Below are 18434 nucleotides of genomic sequence, written 5' to 3'. Positions count from 1 at the left end.
AACCATCCATGGAGGCAGGCATCATTTGAAAAATATGCAAAAGGACAACGACACAGAAAAGAAATAGCCTAATTTACAAGCAGGTAACTGTAGTTTTATTAAAGTTACCCAAAAACTAATAGTACCTAGTTAAATCAAGCACCAGAAAACTGGTGCTTATGTTAAAACTTTTTCGGGACATTTTCAAAAACGGTTGACAGTTAATCGACTCTTTTTGCTTTTTTTCGAATCCGGATGTCATCTCCATACAAGGGAATTATCGTATAGCGGCTGATTAGTCTTGAAGTCACCCGTTCTGTATAACGGTCTCTCAGTTCATTGATTGGGTGATTGGTGGATATTATCGTAGACTTTGAGGTATTTAACCGCTCGTTGATGCAAGTAAACAATTCTGAGGAGGTAAAACTGTTGTTTAACTCCGTTCCCAAATCATCAATAATCAATAAATCACAATCCAGAATGTACTGATACATCCCCTTCATATCTTCAACGTTTTGGTAGTCGAACCGATTTTTAGAAAACACTTCAAACAAATCATTGGCAGATAAATAGATGACTGAATAATAACGTTCCATCAGTTCCTTGGCAATGCAGTTTGTTAAAAATGTTTTTCCAACTCCCGTTGGCCCTGTAAACAATAGATTTCCATGGTCCTTCACAAAGGTTTCTGCAAAGGTTTTACAGGTCTCTACTACTTGTCCCATATACTGTTTTACGGTCCGGTTTAAAACCGGTATTATCTTTGTATCATCAAAGTATTCATAGCGAAACGTGTCAAAGTTCTCCACCGATACGACCTGTTCAATATTTGACTGGGCATATAAATATTTCATCTCCAACTGTCGAAAACAGTGACACTTAATCCCTTCTTTGTATCCAGTGTCTTTACAATCGGTACAATTGTAATGCATCTCTAAGTAATCCGCTTTAAATCCACCCGCTTTTAACAAAAGGCTCTTTTGTTCTCTTAAGTCTATGATTTCATTTCTCAATTCTTTCAGGGCTTCTTTTTCTCCGTCAAGCAGCCTTCGTGCACATGATACCGCTTTGCTGCTAATGGAATCATCTAGTTCCTTCATGACTGGAATCTTTTTATAAACTTCTGCAACCCGCTCTTCCTGTTCATGTCGGTTCTTAAACTGCTGCTGTCCATAAGCCCGCATGATCGCATCATACTGTGAATTGCTCAGTGCCATAGCTTCCCTCCTTTCTACTGCAAATGCTTCCTATCGTGCTTATTTTTGCTCGGTTAACTGCTCTAGTACAAGGGCATCGTAATCAATCTCCCGTTGGGGGAAATTCTGAAACTGATTCTGTTTATTTTTCCCATTTGTTCCAGTTTGATTCTTATATCCACCCGTTTGTCCCGCTGCTTTATTATTCTGATTATACGTTCCGTTCTTTTTTCTATCCTGATGCTGTTCATCTAAAATACGAACCTCAGCCATGGAATGGATCCCGGCTGTTTTCCAGCCCTCAAGTATCTTATCTGCATATTGAAAACTAGGCGAATGAGTGGCTGCCAAAGACCGGTTGCAGGCTTCAATGACCAGTTCCTTGGTAAACCCATAGATACGAAACCATTTGTCCATATAGTCCCGTTCCAAATTTCCAGGATTTCTGTCATTTAGCCCAAATGCTCTCATCACTGCATATCCATCTTTTGAAAAGGTAGAGGAATAATTTTTTGCCTCTTCTAAGGTACGAAGCCCTTTTTCATGCCAGTTAATCGCAACCGTTTCAATATAGCGAATGCTGGTATGGCCTTCCTGTACACAATACTCCACCACGTATTCTAAAAATTCAGCTGGAATATGAAGCCCATCGTACAAGTACGCAAACACTTCGCACTCCCGATGGGTAAATACTTTATTCATATATTTTTGTGCTATGTAAAGAAGTTGAGAAAAATCTTCATCTCCTGCAAGTCCATTTATTTTATCTGGTGTGTAGACCTGTCGATTTCCTGGTTCTTTTTGAGGTTTCGAACCTGTACTTGCCCCAACCGAACAGGCAGTCTCCGATACAGCAGGTGAATCGTTTTGTTTCACCACTTTCGTATCTACTAAAACACCAGCTTTCTTCCAGTAGGTAACTGCCCGCATGACATCTGACTCCATATGATTCAAAGCATCTGCAATCATAGAAAGCGTCAACTCTTCTCCTTCATGACGCATGAGATAGAGATACTCTTTTATATATTCGCCATTGGCCTTTGCCATATATTCATCTATAAAATCATTGGAAATCAAAGTCGCATTGATCTTAAAACTACTTTCTACCTTCACTGACATAACCTCACCTTTTTCTCTTATTTCTATCATACCACAGGTCTTTGCAAAAGAAAATAGAGACAGTTATCCACGAAATGGATTGTGGATAATGTGGATAATGTGGAAACGAGGTATACATAATTAAGGGGGATCTCCCCAAATCCTGTCGATTTCCTGATAAATCCGAGATTTGGTGAATTGTGAGACTATAATTTATGTAAATTAAAAAATCCACATAGTTTCTTAACATAAAATGTTGAAAACTATGTGGATAATGTGGATAACTATACGCCCAACAGCTTTTCTCCCACTTTTACTATGTCTCCGGCTCCCATAGTTATCAACAAATCACCGTGTATACAATTTTCTAAAATAAAGGACTCTATCTCATCAAAAGATGTAATATAGTGCGCTTTTCCACCTTTTTTCTCGATTTTCTCTACGATATCCATGGAGCTGATGCCCAAGTCGTTGGTTTCCCTTGCCGCATAAATGTCTGCAAGTATCACTTCATCTGCCAGTGACAATGCTTCCGCAAAATCATCTAAAAACGCCTTTGTTCTGGTATAAGTATGAGGTTGGAATACCACCCATAATTTTTCATGGGGATAATGTTTTGCGGTTTCTATGGTCGCCTTGATTTCCTGCGGATGATGGGCATAGTCATCAATGATTGTGATTCCGGAAATCTCACCTTTTTTTTCAAATCTTCGGTTGGTTCCTGTAAAATGATTCAATCCTTTTTTTATCAGTTCCAGGGAAATACCAAGTTCTGTACACACTGCGGCGGCGGCTAGAGAGTTATAAACATTGTGTTCGCCAGGTACTCCAAGACAAACCCGGTCCACAACGGAGTCATCCACGATTAGGTCGTATGTAGCCCTTGCAAGATCGTCAAATTCTATGGCATCCGCTTGAAACTTACTTCCTGGCTTTTTACCAAACGTAATCACCTTACAAGGTAAACCTTCTATGATTTCTTCAATGCTCTCTATGTCATTGTTGATTACCAGCAATCCGTCCTTAGGTAATTTTTGCGCAAATAAGTGAAAGGAGTGACGAATCTCTTTGATATCCTTAAAGAAATCTAAGTGATCTGCCTCTATATTTAATATAATCTCCACGGTTGGATAAAAGGACAAAAAACTATTGGTGTATTCGCATGCTTCTGTCACAAACAGCTCTGAACTGCCTACCCGTATGTTTCCCCCGATGGAATTTAAGATACCGCCAATTGATATGGTAGGATCTGAATCGGCCGCCAACAAAACCTCTGTGATCATAGACGTGGTCGTTGTTTTGCCGTGCGTTCCTGATATGGCAATGGCATTCTCATAATTCTTCATCATCTGTCCCAACAGCTCTGCCCGGCTTAAAACTGGAATTCCCATCTCTTTTGCCTGCATCAGCTCTGGATTATCGGTATGAACGGCCGCTGTATAGACAGCCACATCAATCCCTTCTCTTATATTTTCTGCCTTCTGTCCGTAGTCAATCTTAGCGCCTTTCACTTCTAGATGTTGTGTCAGTGCGGACGCTTTGGAATCAGAACCGGTTATTGTAAACCCTTCATCCATAAGGATCTCCGCCAGACCACTCATACTAATCCCACCAATCCCAATAAAATGTATTGCCTGTGGTTTATGAAAATCAATTTGATACATGCTTTTTCCATCCTTAATTATTGTTTTATAATATCATACCTATTTCTTTTAACTTCTACTGCTGATCTTTTATAAAGTCAATTGCTATCTTCTTTATTATATAGGAAAGAATGAAGAAAATCTACAATAGAATCGTACAAGCGTAGAAGTGAAATTCGAATCGTTTCCTCCTATATAAAAATGCACCTTACAGATTCTATGATTTGTAAAGTGCACTTTATGACTGTAATTATTTGGAACCAGATGCAATAAGACTTGTATGGGTCCTATGACTTATGGTTTTGGAATGGTTATCTTTTGATGATTCTACCGCTGACGCGATCATACTAAACATCTCTTTAAAGCTCCGAAATGCCACCTGCTGCCTTCCTTCTCGCCAGAAAATAATTCCCTGGCAGGTATTGTGTTCACAAAATAATATTTTAATTGAGAATGAACCTAATTTACCGCCTTTTCTACACAAGTTGCAGGCATCGCTAGATATCATCTGCCCATAGTTCAATCCATATTTCAGGGATTCATTTTCATATCCGCTGAATTTTATAAAATCACTCAATGTCTTTGCAAAATCAACTGGTTCGTTATATTTCTCTACAACTTCGGCTGGAATGTTTTGGTAGTTCCCTGTAATCTCTCCCCGCTCATAAGATTCGATCGCCACATGACAGGTATTGATAAATTGCTGTTTTTGCGTGATTATTCTTTTTCCACACAATTTCTGGTCTAAAATCTGAATTAGCTGTAGTTCACTGTCAAATTGTTCTCTTTTCTCGTTTCCTTCCCAGATGATCGCCCCCTGCCAGCTTGCATGATAACAATACTGTACAAACAAACGAAAAGTAGCTAGTTTTCCTTGTCTCTCTGTCTCGTTGCTTACCTTTGCACTCTTATCTAGCGTATCTGTATCTGGGAAATTCCGTACCTGAACGGTCTGTTTTGGATATCCCATTTCATGAAAAACTCCATCCATATATAACATCAATTCAAAAAAGCTTTCAAACGCAACCCCTGCCATGTTTTGATTATGAAATATTAAGCCCCTCATTTTGTTGTCATTATACTCATCCAATGCAATTGTAAAATATCTGTCTGCATTGCGAACTATGCTCATTCTTCCAATTGTCATAATCTTCACCATCATCCTTTATAATATTCTCATTATACATGAGAGTGGTTACATAGTAGTTACATATATTTAATCGGACAAAAAAAAAAAATTCTAATGTAACATTTTAAAAAAAGCAAAAAGCATGCAAAAAACTCCTGGTCTTGTTAAAAAACCAGAAGTTTCTGCGCTACTTATTTGGTTTTTTTAGTACCGGTCCAAAAATAATATATTTGTAATGATTTAAGACACCTAATAATATGTTCCCTAATACTCCAACTGCAAGAACCTCACCAATTAATACGGTAACCATTGCATACCAAATCATATCTTCGGAACCATATGCATAGCGCAATACCCATGGAATAATGATTGCGTTCGATAAAATGGGGGGAATGCTTACAAGCCAACGCTTCCTTCGCAGCTGATAGGATAAAGTTGCTCCTATTAATGTTGCCAAACTTCCAAATACGACATCGATTGCGGCAGATCCACACAATAGATTTGACAAAAGACAGCCCACAAATAATCCAGGTACTGCAGCTGGGGTGAAAAAGGGGAGAACGCAAAGCATCTCCGAGATCCGAAACTGGATGGGTCCAAAGCTGATGGGTGCAAAAATCATAGTCAGAACCGTATAGATTGCTGCTATTGTCGCTGAATAAACTAAAAAGTAGATACTTCTTGATGGCTTTTGGTTCATATTTGATTCTCCTTTAGTTTTGTTTTAGGTGTGGAAGGTCTCGAACACACCGGTCTGTTTGTGAAATTCCCTTTAATATCAAGGGTTTCACGGCCTTATTACGGGAGATACTATAGCATAAGAAATGGAAATTTGCAAGTACCCCCTTTTTACATCACTTGCATTTAAAGGTTTCGAAAATCGACGGATAATGAATGATCCCCGTAGGATACTGGTATCGTTATCCTCTTGACTTTGAATTTCAGTGATTAAATAGTTACGAATTTCGGTTGACTGATTATCATTTTCATGACTTTTTACTGCCTCATTGGTCAATTCCTCCTCCCTCCACATAGGAAGTCCCTTGAATCATTTCCCAAACCATCAATTTGAGGATATTTTATCACATTTGGATTGTAGCTTTATTTTAAATTCATTTTATATAATAATTTCGAAATCCTGTATGCCCATAGGTGGAGGTGCAATTTCTCCCTTATCAAAAGAAATAACCACATTGCCTACATCATTAATATAGAATTTTATATCATTTACCATTTCCTTTAAATCTGTCTCCGTGACTGTATAGGACCAATCAGGATGTTCCTGTATACGCTGTTCTATCTGTTTCTGAATGCTGTCCACAATTATTTTCGAATAATCCCCGCCCAATTTATCAGATAAAGTAATATCTTTATGGGTTTTTAAGTCTATATTATAAAAAGTCTGATAGGTGTAGGAGGTCACGGAAGACTCCGTATCGTTGACTACAAATGAAAGCGTATTTTCATTGCTGGATTTTAATTCATATGTAATCATAATGTGGAAAGGTATTAAATCTTCTTTTCCACCTTCCGCCAACTGATCATCAATCGCTTGCTTTCCGCGTTGTTTTGCGTTTTCTACAATTTGATCGATTCTATCCTGAATCTGGTTATTAACACGCTTTTCTAAGTCCGTGTCTCTCGTATTTCTAATAGATGGCACTTCGACCTGAATATCATAGACATTACTGGACAATTGATATTCCCGGAAAGTAAACACACGGGCAATATCACCTAATACAGGAATCTCATATGCGGCTGAAGCAAATGAGGGAATCGTGTTTAGCATAATAACAAAGATTGCAAACACTGCTGCTGCACTTGCTGTTACCATTTTATACCATATATAATGATTTGTTTTTTTTCGTACCAAAACATCTCCATTAACCGCCTGTTCAACCATTTGATTATAAAACTTAGGCGGGGTTATAGTTTCATATATTTTTTTAGCTTCTTCAAATTTATTCAAAATCATCGCCTCCTATTGATACTTTCAAAAGATCAAGTGCCTTATACAAACGCGATTTAACGGTGTTTACGTTACAGCTTGTAACTTTTGCAATTTCAGTTAATTTCATATCCTCATAGTATCTAAGAATGACTATTGTCCTCATTTTTGGTTCTAATCCAAAGATGGCATTTAATACTGTATAGCTTTGAGCAATATCTTTATCCTCGTAGATAGCATTATCAGATATTCTTTCATCTTGAATATATCTTTTATTTTTTCGTATGTAATTGAGACTTTCGTTAATAAGTATCCGGTAAAACCAAGTCTTTACATATTCTATTTTACGAAGTGTGTTCACTTTTTCTATCGCTTTACAGATTGCTTCTTGTACGACATCTGCGGCTTCGTCACTGTTCTTCGTGTAACTATAGGCTAGCCGGTAAAATTTGTTTTGATCACTCAGAATATATTTTTTGAGTATATCAAGTTTGCTATCAATTTGCTGCAAAACATTTTCCCTCCTTAACGTTCCTTTATTTTCGTGCTTTATATTAATTAGACAAAGCTTATTAGCAAAAAGTTGAAGGTAAGATAAATTAATTTCTTGAAGAGAGCCAATTGGATTCGTTTTTCATTCTGCATCCGGTTTGTTGTCATTCCCGTAAGCATTCCCTCACCTTCATACATCTATAAAAAAGCTCTTTTTTAATAAGAATTTTAACACCTTAATTCTTACCAAAATAGAGCTTATTTTAAATAAAATATATATAATTTTATTCCCTATTTAACCCATTCCTATACCCTGACTTATAAACGCATCTATCCTAATTGCCCGCCCCATCTGCTCGGCCTTTTCCAGAAAATCGGTTTTCAGGATATCACCTTTTTCTAAAACAGCCGGAGCCGCAAGTACTCCTGCGTCTTTCCAGCTTTGATAAATTGCAATCCTTTGATAAGTCTTTACAAGTCCATCAAAATCAGATTGTTCTTCGCATTCACCACAAGCAAGCAGCATACTTTCTTTTATTGAACTTTGGCGTCCACCAATCAGCAGCGCATACATTTTATCAAGTCCGGCTTTTAGCTGTGCTGGAAACGTAAACCAGTACATTGGCGTTACAAGTACAATCATATCCGAATGTTCCAATAATGGTGCAAGTTGATTGAAGTCATCTCCAAAAGCACATGCTCCCGCTTTAGAATAGCACGCATTACAAGCAATGCATGGTCTTATGTTCTTATGACCGCACCCAAATTTTGTTATTTCGTGTCCTGCCGCTTCGGCACCTTTCATAAAAGCATCCGCAAGCATGTCGCTGTTTCCACCTCTGCGAGGACTACCAGTTAATACTAAGATTTTTCTGCTCATAAGATTACCTCCTTTACTTTTACTTAATTATAGTATAATATTTTAAAAAAAGAAGTACGCACATTTAAGTTATATACTATCTCAAAGGAGAGCGTAAATGGCAATTGAAGATTGTAGCCCCACAGGAGTTGATATTAAAGATACAGGCTTTGGATATACTCTATCCATAATTGGCGGTAAATATAAAATGATTATTATGTACTGGCTCGCAGAATACAAGGATGTTATGCGTTTTAATGAGTTAAAACGCGCCATTGGTACAATTTCTTTCAAAACACTTTCAACAACTCTGAAGGAATTAGAGGCAGACCGGCTTATAGTTCGAAAAGAGTATCCGCAAATACCGCCGAAAGTTGAATATTTTTTAACAGATCGCGGAAAATCCCTAATTCCTGTTTTAAATATGATGTGCGAATGGGGAGTAGAAAATAGAATACAAAATAAGGATAATTATTGTTCTTAGAAAATAAGCTTATTCAGGTTCTTTTATCCCTGTGGAGAATGAAATAGCAAATAAGCTACTTTTATTTTACCGATTTTAAAGAAATTATATGTCAGAAAAGTCCCAGAATATAGAAAGTCTCATTTGTTTTTTATATCTTTTCACCACAATAAGGACAATGATCATATTGAGTCAAATTTATTCTTGGATCGAATGCTTTTTTACAATGTGGACATCTATAAAACTTCCACTCTAAAAATAATGAAATAAAAACTAATATCACACCTAGGATTCTATACTTACTAAAAGCTATCATTCCAGCTGCAACGATTAATAAAACAAACGTAATATTTTTAAATAAGTTTAATGATTTTTTATAATCGGTATGTCTTTTCATTGGAACCTCCTTGCAATGTTAGATTCAATGGTCTATGATTTTATTGTATCAATTATCTGTTATTAATCAAAATTATTTTATAAAAAAGGAGGGCTTTGAATGCTTTTTTTCGCAATACTTTTTATTACTCTTGCTTTAATTTTTTATACGCTGGGTGTTTTCGGTGAGAAGCTGCAAAAGACTTTAAAATCCTGGCATCTTGCTGCATTCTGGGCTGGATTTGCCTGTGACACAACCGGAACGGCATTGATGATCCGTCTGGCTGGTGGACAAAACAGCATAAGCTTTCATACCGTGACTGGAATTGCTGCCATTGTACTTATGTTGATTCACACAATCTGGGCAACGGTAGTTTTCAAACAGAAGAATGATATAGTTATGGCTAAATTCCACAAATTTAGCGTGATTGTGTGGCTGATCTGGCTGATTCCTTATTTCTCCGGCATGTTTGCACACATGATCCGATAAATAATCCATAAAGGCATCCTCACATGGGGGTTACTTCTAAATTATAGCAAAAACGCATTTTGCCAAAGCTGCTTCTCCGATCCTAACTCCCCACTTAATAAAGCAAGACAAGTTCCTGTTGCTCCGGTTAGCAGACCGGTCGAGGCTCTCTCAATGAGATCCGGTCCCTCTGTTTCAACATTATTAAATCCATACGGATTGCTCTCATTATAATAACTTACTATATTCTGTTTTAAGCGATCTCGTTCCCTTAAGTAGCTTTTACCAGTCAGCTGTTCCATGGCCTGAACCATCTGATAAAGTCCTGCATATCCATGACAAAACGTAGGAGAAAAAATCCCCCTTATATCATGAATGGCATCCATAAAAACCCCTTCTACCTCGTGAAGTAGAACGTGATTATTCAACGCTTTTGCGCCCAATGCCATTCCATAACAAATACCAGGGGGGCCATAGCACCAGGCATCTCTGCGAATACTATGTTCATCATTCACACATTTCATTTGATACTCTAAAAAATCAATCTGTCCTTTCCAGAAAATCCGTTTCTCATCACGCTGTTTGCTCCAGTTTAAAAAATCAATCAGGGTCTCAATGGCTCTCTTTTGCCCTTTCACCACAACGCCCTGTAAGCAGCATCGTGACAATAAAGCCAAAGGTCCGGCAACTCCATGAGACATACTGGTATTAAAATTTCCATTGGGATAAATCTGACTCTCCATCGCAGAAAATTGGTACTCCGATGGAACATACCAACCAGGGACATTGGTGCCTTTCACATGAATTTGCCGGGTGATTAACGTGACAAGGTAATTAAGACCTGATTCCAAAGCCGAACGTATGCCCTCATCCTCACGGAACAAAAGAAGGTAGTTTAGAATCCCAGACAGCCCTTCGATGACATCATATACCTGCATATGAATTCCATGCGTTGGTTCATCCCCTATGTAACTGAAAAGCTGCTCTTTGATCATCTCATTCACATTTGAAATAAAATGATTGTAATACTTAAAATTTTCTGATAAGCAAACGGCTGCCAGCCCCATTCCTGCTGCTCCTGAAAACATAGATAACGAGGGAATTCCCTGCTGTTTTATAGCGCTTACCAGTCTGGTCAGAAACTTATTCCCCGTTTCATCCCACCCTTCCTCTGGGAATGCCTGCTGCAGCTCCCCGTAGAATAGCACCAGCCCTGGTAGACCAGAATGTAGCGTTAATGTCTCAAATTCATTGAGGGGAAACTCCTTTTCTAGATCTGTCCTCGCTATTTTTTTCCCAATCTTTTTTATAATTGCGAGCGTATCTATACTCATATTCACACCTCCTCCGCTTTTTCCTCTTGGGTATAGTTTTCCGCGTAATATAAATCTCTGTACTGGCTGCAGTTTTTCATAAGCGAATCATGTGTCCCTGTACCCACAATCCTTCCATCATCCATCACAACGATGCGATCAGCCAGCTTTGCTGCATTAATCTTATGGGAGATAAAGATCCCAATCTGATCCCTGGTCAACAAAAAGAAGAGATCCAGTATAATCTTTTCCGAAACCGGATCAAGAGCGGAGTTCGGTTCATCTAGAATGTATACAGACGCATCACGGAAAAAGGTTCTGCAAAGAGCAACCTTCTGCCATTGTCCCTGCGATAACTGCCTGCCTTCGTCAAACCAACTGCCTAGCTGCATCGAAAGGTTAAGGGTTCCATCTGTTTCCAAGAAATCAAGCCCCACCTGACTGGCAATCTGGCGCATTTTATCTAGATTTTCCAAGTCTTCTACTTTACTCAATCCTATGTTTTCCCTTACAGGCATTTCGTATTTTACAAAATCCTGAAACAGTACCGATATCTTTTGTTTGTACTGATCAATGTCAAGATCTGTAATATCTATTTGATTGATAAAAAACTGACCTTTCGATACTGGATAAAGACCTGCTATCATTTTTGCTATGGTACTTTTTCCAGAACCATTCTTTCCTACAATTGCGATGTGATCTCCTTTTTTAATCTGTAAACTAACCCCTTTTAATGCGTCGTCCGTTTTGCTGCTCTTATACCGGAATGTAAGATTCTCAAGGCGAATCTCTTTTACCTCTCCCTTAAGACTGGTAAGTAATTCCTCTCTTTTCATCGGCTTCTTTTCCTCTAAAAAAGCATAGAGCTGTTCCATGTAAAGAGTGCAATTATAAGCAATATAAATACATTCCATGATAGATTGGGAATTATTCTGTATCAAGGAAACACCTCGAATATAACTAAGCACATTACCAACCTGTATTTTTTTATAAAAAGCTTCCATCACCGATACCCCGATGATAAAGACGCTGATCCCCTGCAATACAATCTCATATATAACATTAAAAACTGTCTTTCTTTTCAAAATCTGTTTATTTTGAAGAATAAACTTCTCACTGATTTTCCAGTACTGTTCCATAAAATACGGTTTCGTACCAAATAGATTCATTTCCTTAAAAGAAAAATCATGGGTTGTCAAATAACTGAGATACCAAGATTTTCGTTCGTCCTTCGCTCTGTCCCACATCATAATAAACTCGGACTGACCAATTCTTAGAAAGTATAGAATGGAGGCCAGGGGGGTAAACAAAAGAAACACAGCAAAAATGGGATGCCAGGAAAAGATCAAAATGATAGACGATACCATCGTAATGGATGAACTAATGATTCCAATGATTGCCGTAAACATCTGATAAGGCTTATAAGTAACTTCTCCCATCAATTTTTCCACCGAATCATAGGTTTGTGGATCTTCAAAGTCTTCTAAGCTTAAGAGGGCACATTGTTCCATCATCTTATATTTTAGCTTATACTGAATATCAAACTGAAACAAATTTTGAAAGTATCCCGAAAATTGAGCAAATAGCTCAGATAAAAGCGTAGCCACCATATAAGTCAAAAAAACAGCTAATACTATATTTAAACTCGCCCCTTCTTTCACCAGATTATTAATAAGAGCCTGAGATAAAAGAACCGTTAGGATTGGAAAAATACCTATGATTACATGAAATCCCACTATGATTACCGTGTCTTTAGGGTCTATCGACCATAACAATCTTAGGGTCTTTGGAATCTTTTTTAATGTTATAATAATTCCTTGAAATGTAAGGGTCTTATTCTCTTTATCCATGTGAATCCACCAATCCTTTTTGCTTCATCCGGTAGCTTTTTGCATACATTATTTTTTCACAATAAGCCATTATCTTTTCTTCCTGCATCTGGTCCGTCGATAGCATTCGGTTGCAATGCATATGCAATAGACTGCTTAATATACCTGGCAACGTGTTGGTAGTGTCTTCTGACTTATGGTAACATGATATCAGTTCGCGAATCGGTTTTCTATACTGATTCAGAAGATTTAACATGCTGCTGTTTTTTTCCGTTTTAAGACTGGCAAAGTCCTGTTCCATATCACAGATTTTTAAGTATTTATCTTTCTCTTTTTTAAAATCATGGTTCCATTCTTTGGATTCATACCGGTCTGTCATAAATTCCATCGCATCCGTATAGTTCTCATACCAATCAATCACAAGAAACAAAAGAGAGAGGACACAAAGCTCCTCCAATGAAGATTCCGTCGTTCCCATTCGAATTGATTGAAGAAATGAGGACACCACAAAACTATCCACGATAAAAAAGTCTTCCGCCCTGCCAATTAAGGAGCAACCACCATACCGTTCTACCTCTCTTTCATAAGGTAACATAGAAAACCGGGAAATTAGCTGATTTTCTAGAAGCTTATCAATCCAGAAAAACAAATCTGGAGACAGTCTGTTTAGGCAGTCTCTTTTCCCACGAATCCGTAGGCGGATATGAGCATCCGGATCCTGATAACGTATGAAAAAGTAAGCTACCTCTTCCGCCAATGCCTTTGTTTCAAAAAATTCCGGGATTTCTATGGCTATCATTTCTTCTTCCCTGTTTCTTGTGGTATAAAGATTTATATAGAGCCAGCCATCATAGGGGAGAATCAATCGATCTGAATCCTCTATCTTTCTATAGGGAGAAACTCGGTCTACCTCTGGATATTCGAAGGTTTGATTTACAAACGGCACGACCACCTCGCAGCAGTGGGAATGTCCCTCCCCATCCACAAGTAAGTTTTCCCCCTCCTCCACCTCTTCCAATATTAAATATCCCGTTTTACTTTTCTTCATTTCCATGTAGAGAACCTGCAGATCTTCGGATTGATTCAGATGGATTTTAAGTCGATTGTCCTCATAACTTATGTATATTTCATCTGGTAAATTACAGGTTTTTCGAACGCTTTGAAAGGCCTGAGTAAACGCGGAGAGAGACGCTTCCTTTTTCAGTTTCAATCGTTCCATGGTCAGTTTCCATCTGGCACCAGATAGAACAAAGTTTTCGTAAGAAATTCTTGGCACATCATCAAACTTCTGATACACTTCCAACCATGGAAAGCAGCCAAAAGAAACGGTATGATCGTTTGAAATATCCATTATAAGTCTTAATACATTGGGTTGAAGCAATGGGTTAAACATATGAAAGGAATATGCTTTCAAAAACTTTTGACTGCTCAAATCAACCAGATAAAAATTATTCTTTAAATCAATACCAACCACCACCTGATCTAGGTCAAGCTGTTGATTTGGCATAGATGGCGTTGTGTAAAACGAGATCTCTGTATCTGTATCGTTTATTTCCCGGGTTACATTGCCGTAACGTTTCTTGGAAGGCAGATATTGAAAGGAGCAGGTTAAAATGGAATCTTTTTTTCGTTTCGCTATGTCCTTACAAATCCCTCGAATTACAGTCTCACATTCATTGCCTTCACCTGCAAATCGTCCAAACGTCTTCCCTGCCTGATCCGATCCAACCAGTGGACTGACATACCAACACAACTTATGATTTCGCTTTTTGGGAAATAAATATAGTTCCAGAGAATAAGGATCCAGACTGCTTAAAGATTCTTTGCTTAGAAACGGAGCCAGTTCCTCCTTTGTTAATTGGATGCCACTGTTGTTTTTTTGTGCTTCTAAGAACTTTTGAAGGAAATAAGCAGAAAGCTCTCCTTGGGTGTTTGTTCGTGTACTGGATATTTGTTTTCTGGCATTGGGTGGTTGTTCATAGCTATCTGGCGCACCAATCCCTTTGATGGGATCCAGTAACTCTAAGATAGGAATCTCCCGTTCATACCCATATCGTTCTAAGAATCGGTCGCGATATTCATCCAGATACGTTTTTTGTGAAGATTCTTTTCTGCATAATGCCACAAATAGACCCACTGCTTCTTCCAACTGATGAACCGCCTCCTGATCAAACAAGGAAATCTCTTTTTTTAGATGAAGATCTACCTGCAAATAAGACTTCGCTGGCAGTAACCCTTTCATCGTTTGCTCTATTTGTTTATAAATTTTAATTCCTTCCCCTATTGGCACCATACTATATTGTTTGATCTTTGTTCGAACCAGAGCAAGGCTTGAAACAAGGGAATCTGTATTATTATACTCCCATAGTTTACCAATCAGATAATCCAAAGAATTGAACTGATTGCGAACTGGAGGCCGTAAATCAGATATGAGATACCCTTTTTTCATCAATTTCGTTAAATAAGTAACCATCTTCTCCTCTGGTGCATCCGGATGGGCGTTACGTATCTGATTTATAATCTCTTTGAATGAAAGGTATGTATCACACGTTTTTTGAACAAGAAGAAACAAGGGGGATATTCGTACGCTGATTTCTTCCTCTTTTCCATCTGTGGTATACAGAAGAAACGCTCTATTTCCCCTTGCCACGCAGGCAGGATTGATCACAAATCGAATCTGATCCTGATAAGTATTCTCTAACTCTTCTATGAGCGTAAAAATCCATTCCGTATCCAGTCGAACCGATTTTATCACTTGACCCAACTTCTGATTAAAAGTAACTTCCTCTAAAACCTTCCCAACCCCTACAGCAGAAAAAAGTCCAAATGGAGTAGTTCTGGTAACGCTGCGAATCATATATTTGCGAATGGAATATAGGAAATCACGGGATTGTTTTGCAGAAAGTGCGTCTGGATGCGTAAGAAATGTCATCATTGTTTCATATAGATTCTGGCTGGCGATCAGTATTTGCTCTTGAAAAACAGGATCCTTGCAGAATTTAAGAACCGATTCTTCTCCTAAGTCAACCTGCTCTTCCTGTTTATAAGGGACCCGTATCATATAGGTACCGATCGTCTCAAATGTATTGTTTTTCATCGCAATTGCCCCTTTTTAATTATCGTAACTATCAATCTGTAAGACGCATCCTTTTATTTTTTCCATGAAATAATAAAATAGATGGTATTGGGTTAAAACTCAATACCATCCATCCCCAGATTGAGCGTATCGTCTGGTCATTTGGAATTTGTGAAAGCAATCTGTAATTACTTTCCAGCGACGTGGCAGCCGCAAGTAGCCGTCTTGATCGTACAGGTCATTATGACTCCAGTAATGCAGCCTGGCGTACAAAGACTTACACTTGTAACCATTGGTGATATTCCACCACTCTTTGTGCTTGTAGCTTTTAAGTCCAAATCGAAATCATCAAACTTTGCCATAATTCACACCCCCTTCTTGAAAATTATGGATCAGAAAAGCCAGCTGGTTGGATAAAAAAACCGGTTCGCTAATCGCTATATTTAGTGTACAAGCTATTTGTCAGCGAACTATCAATGAATTGTTAATTGTTTCTATAATTTTCCATTTATTTCATCTTATTATACGTTTTTATTTATCCTATACTGATAGGTAGTCTTACTGTCACACACCCATGAGAGTCCCTGGTATTGAAAATTGTCAAAGTTCCCCTGTGAGCGGCAATGATCTGATTTGCCATTGTCATACCAATTCCATAGTGATTCCAGTTCCCTCTGCTTTTATCCTCCATATAAAACAAGGTTGTCGCATTTTTTCTAGCTTCCTCGGAAAACCCAGGTCCACTGTCTCTTATTTTTAACACAAATTCCCCATCCACTTTTCCATCTAGAAAAACAGAGCTTTTTTCTGGAGAATGCTCGCAAGCATTCATAATAATATTTAACATAGCGCTTGTAAGAAAGGCCGGATCCATATATAAATTAAACTCTGTTTCTGGAGATGAATATTCTATGTTCAAATCATAGACTTTTGCAAGTCCTTTTGCATCTCGGACAAGGGAACAGAACCATCCACCCGCACTGACTTCTTTTTTATTAAATTTAGATAATTGGTCCAGACGGCTGAGTTTTAAAATATGTTCTATATAGTGTTCAATCCGGCTCTCTCCCATCAATATACTTTGGGTATATTCCTGTCTTTCCTTTTCCGTATCTGCAAGTTTTAATAGCTCTGCATTCCCTTTGATAATGGTCAATGGAATTTTCACATCATGGGCAAGAGATGCAATCTGTTGATTTCTGGTCTGCTCCATAGTCCATTGATTCTGGAGGGAATCCTTTAGGCATCTTGACATGTCTTGCATGGAATGAATCACCTGATCGAACTCTTTGATATTTGTTTTGGCACACGTAAGTTCTAGTTCTTTATTGCGAATCGTTTCAGTCAGATTCTCAATAGAATGAAAACAATAAAACCATTGTTTTGTCATTCGGTTTAATTCATATAGATAAGAAATGGTACAAAAGGATAAAATAAATCCCATGGAAAGCAGGTTATAATGGAAAAACTCAAACTTTCCGAAGAGTAAGATCGGTTTATATCCATATTTAATGACGCACATATCTTGCTCCCGATTGATCAGATAGTACATATTGTCACCCATTAGATTGGAATACCGTTTTGTAACCACTGTGGAAGCTAGTTCTCTCTCTTCTTTCTCCATATTCCCATACAGATACCGATTCTCATACGAATACACACCAAAGGATACCCCAGGGGGAAGAATGGATTCCGAGATCTCATTGACATTCATTAAATTTTTGGTATTATACTTAATATAAGTTTCCGCATAATTGGGAGGTATTAAAACTCCAATGGCAGCAAGAATCTGTGTTACGATAAACCAAAACACTATTACTGCTGCCATACTGAGCCCAGTGCGAACCAAGAATACCGTAATCTGACGTTTTATGGTTGTTGGTTTACCCATTTGTAACCTACCCCCCAGATTGTCTTGATTGGTTCTATCTTATGTATTGAAAATTTCTTTCGCACTTGATAAATGAACTCTGTAATGGTTCGAATCTGCGCATCCGACTCACTGTTCTCTTCATAAATCCGGTTGTATAACTCTTCCTTGGTAAATACACGATTTCTGTTTTGCGCCAGAAGTTCACAGATTCTATATTCGTAGTTGGTTAAAGGAATGTTTTTCCCATTCACATATATTTCTCTAGATTCTAAGTAAAAGGTCACCCCATCCACGTCCAATGTTTTCGGTGCGGCAGCCCTTTTCTCTCTTCGCAGATGAGCCTTTACCCTTGCTGTTAATTCATCTAAACTAAATGGTTTTGCAATATAATCATCGGCACCCGCTAGAAGCCCTTTGATTTTTTCATGTTCTTTTGAGAGTGCAGATAAAAAGATAATGGGGCAGGAAACCTTCTCTCTGATCTCTGATAACACCTCATACCCATCCTTTTCAGGCATCATAATATCAAGTAAAATCATATCATAACCCTTAAAATCTTCTACGCAATGGTGATAGGCTTTATCCATAGTATAAACCAAGTACCCCTGTTTGTTCAAACAAGCTTTCATAAGCTTTAAAATCTCATCATCATCGTCAATTACAAGTATCTTTTCCATATTCACCACCCTATA

The 18434-nt window shown here is 38.0% G+C and carries 17 protein-coding genes; 2 read left to right on the top strand and 15 right to left on the bottom strand.

All coding sequences use genetic code 11. The features are described 5' to 3' along the window. Positions 1 to 200 precede the first annotated feature (200 nt). The 8 genes from EFT72_RS15940 to EFT72_RS15905 all read right to left on the bottom strand — a co-directional run bounded on the left by EFT72_RS15940 (position 201) and on the right by EFT72_RS15905 (position 8365). Positions 201 to 1196 carry an ATP-binding protein gene (locus EFT72_RS15940; protein WP_124067909.1) on the bottom strand — a complete coding sequence of 332 codons (996 nt, stop codon included), beginning with the start codon at positions 1194 to 1196 and terminating at the stop codon, positions 201 to 203. A gap of 39 nt (positions 1197 to 1235) precedes the next feature. Then, complete coding sequence (locus EFT72_RS15935) at positions 1236 to 2294, bottom strand: DnaD domain protein (protein WP_124067908.1); 1059 nt, start codon at positions 2292 to 2294, stop codon at positions 1236 to 1238. Positions 2295 to 2557: 263 nt separating this feature from the next. Further along, positions 2558 to 3937, bottom strand: coding sequence for a UDP-N-acetylmuramate--L-alanine ligase (gene murC / locus EFT72_RS15930; RefSeq protein ID WP_124067907.1), 1380 nt, complete (start codon positions 3935 to 3937; stop codon positions 2558 to 2560). Between the two features lie 229 nt (positions 3938 to 4166). Continuing rightward, entirely contained in the window at positions 4167 to 5063 is an 897-nt protein-coding gene (locus EFT72_RS15925; protein ID WP_124067906.1) for a hypothetical protein, read from the bottom strand. 169 nt (positions 5064 to 5232) lie between these two features. Further along, positions 5233 to 5745, bottom strand: a complete 513-nt coding sequence (locus tag EFT72_RS15920) for a QueT transporter family protein (protein WP_124067905.1) — start codon at positions 5743 to 5745, stop codon at positions 5233 to 5235. 417 nt (positions 5746 to 6162) lie between these two features. Then, positions 6163 to 7014, bottom strand: coding sequence for a DUF3298 and DUF4163 domain-containing protein (locus EFT72_RS15915; protein WP_164473190.1), 852 nt, complete (start codon positions 7012 to 7014; stop codon positions 6163 to 6165). Then, positions 7007 to 7504 (bottom strand): RNA polymerase sigma factor, encoded by a 498-nt coding sequence (locus tag EFT72_RS15910; protein ID WP_243110038.1) that lies wholly within the window; start codon positions 7502 to 7504, stop codon positions 7007 to 7009. Before EFT72_RS15910 ends, EFT72_RS15915 begins: the two co-directional genes overlap by 8 nt. A 276-nt stretch (positions 7505 to 7780) precedes the next feature. Beyond that, positions 7781 to 8365 (bottom strand): flavodoxin family protein, encoded by a 585-nt coding sequence (locus EFT72_RS15905; protein ID WP_124067903.1) that lies wholly within the window; start codon positions 8363 to 8365, stop codon positions 7781 to 7783. Between the two features lie 97 nt (positions 8366 to 8462). Here EFT72_RS15905 and EFT72_RS15900 point away from each other — a divergent pair, with 97 nt between their 5' ends. Further along, positions 8463 to 8828, top strand: a complete 366-nt coding sequence (locus EFT72_RS15900) for a helix-turn-helix domain-containing protein (RefSeq protein ID WP_124067902.1) — start codon at positions 8463 to 8465, stop codon at positions 8826 to 8828. Between the two features lie 130 nt (positions 8829 to 8958). On the opposite strand, the gene EFT72_RS15895 is transcribed toward EFT72_RS15900, so the two are convergent. Next, complete coding sequence (locus EFT72_RS15895) at positions 8959 to 9204, bottom strand: hypothetical protein (RefSeq protein ID WP_124067901.1); 246 nt, start codon at positions 9202 to 9204, stop codon at positions 8959 to 8961. Between the two features lie 99 nt (positions 9205 to 9303). Here EFT72_RS15895 and EFT72_RS15890 point away from each other — a divergent pair, with 99 nt between their 5' ends. Further along, a complete protein-coding gene (locus tag EFT72_RS15890) occupies positions 9304 to 9672 on the top strand; it encodes an HsmA family protein (protein ID WP_124067900.1) in 369 nt (122 codons plus the stop codon). Positions 9673 to 9713: 41 nt separating this feature from the next. Here the strand turns inward: EFT72_RS15890 and EFT72_RS15885 are convergent, their stop codons facing one another. From EFT72_RS15885 to EFT72_RS15860, 6 genes are all read right to left on the bottom strand, one after another. Then, on the bottom strand, positions 9714 to 10985 hold the full coding sequence (locus EFT72_RS15885) for a lanthionine synthetase C family protein (RefSeq protein ID WP_124067899.1): 1272 nt from the start codon (positions 10983 to 10985) through the stop codon (positions 9714 to 9716). A 2-nt stretch (positions 10986 to 10987) separates the two neighbouring features. Beyond that, a complete protein-coding gene (locus tag EFT72_RS15880) occupies positions 10988 to 12814 on the bottom strand; it encodes an ABC transporter ATP-binding protein (protein ID WP_124067898.1) in 1827 nt (608 codons plus the stop codon). Then, complete coding sequence (locus EFT72_RS15875) at positions 12807 to 15890, bottom strand: lantibiotic dehydratase (RefSeq protein ID WP_124067897.1); 3084 nt, start codon at positions 15888 to 15890, stop codon at positions 12807 to 12809. Before EFT72_RS15875 ends, EFT72_RS15880 begins: the two co-directional genes overlap by 8 nt. A gap of 167 nt (positions 15891 to 16057) precedes the next feature. Next, positions 16058 to 16231 (bottom strand): gallidermin/nisin family lantibiotic, encoded by a 174-nt coding sequence (locus EFT72_RS15870; protein ID WP_124067896.1) that lies wholly within the window; start codon positions 16229 to 16231, stop codon positions 16058 to 16060. 173 nt (positions 16232 to 16404) lie between these two features. After that, the gene (locus tag EFT72_RS15865; RefSeq protein WP_124067895.1) at positions 16405 to 17760 is read right to left on the bottom strand and encodes a HAMP domain-containing sensor histidine kinase; all 1356 of its coding nucleotides are present in this window, start codon (positions 17758 to 17760) and stop codon (positions 16405 to 16407) included. Beyond that, on the bottom strand, positions 17739 to 18419 hold the full coding sequence (locus EFT72_RS15860; RefSeq protein WP_124067894.1) for a response regulator transcription factor: 681 nt from the start codon (positions 18417 to 18419) through the stop codon (positions 17739 to 17741). Before EFT72_RS15860 ends, EFT72_RS15865 begins: the two co-directional genes overlap by 22 nt. Positions 18420 to 18434: the final 15 nt, after the last annotated feature.

This window comes from Clostridium sp. E02 (assembly GCF_003833015.1).
In the GTDB taxonomy this organism is placed as follows: domain Bacteria; phylum Bacillota; class Clostridia; order Lachnospirales; family Lachnospiraceae; genus Lacrimispora.
The sequence above is the reverse complement of the archived record's forward strand: the minus strand, read 5'-3'. Positions and strand labels throughout refer to the sequence as shown.